At 62.6% G+C, this 350-nt stretch carries 1 pseudogene; it reads right to left on the reverse strand.

Going from position 1 to position 350, the window contains the following annotated elements:
* Window positions 1-350, reverse strand: a pseudogene (locus tag C6W91_RS21340) (pyruvate carboxylase); the annotation flags it as partial.

Here is a 350-nt window from a genome sequence, read left to right on the forward strand (position 1 = left end):
ACCACCGCATCCATCGCGACGCGCATGTTCTCCACCCAGTTGAGGCTGTCAAAGACCCGGAAGACATCGACGCCGGTGATCGCGGCCTGTTTCACAAAGGCCTGCACCACGTTGTCCGGGTAGTTGGTATAGCCCACCCCGTTGGAGGCGCGCAGCAGCATCTGGGTCATCACGTTGGGCATCGCCTCACGCAGATCCCGCAGCCGCTGCCAGGGGCATTCCTGCAAGAAGCGATAAGCCACATCAAAGGTCGCACCGCCCCAGCATTCCACCGAGAACAGCTGGCTGAGGCTTTGCGCATAGGCGGGTGCCACGCGGATCATGTCGATGGAGCGCATGCGGGTGGCGAG

This window comes from Phaeobacter sp. SYSU ZJ3003 (assembly GCF_041300735.1).
In the GTDB taxonomy this organism is placed as follows: domain Bacteria; phylum Pseudomonadota; class Alphaproteobacteria; order Rhodobacterales; family Rhodobacteraceae; genus Phycobacter; species Phycobacter gallaeciensis_A.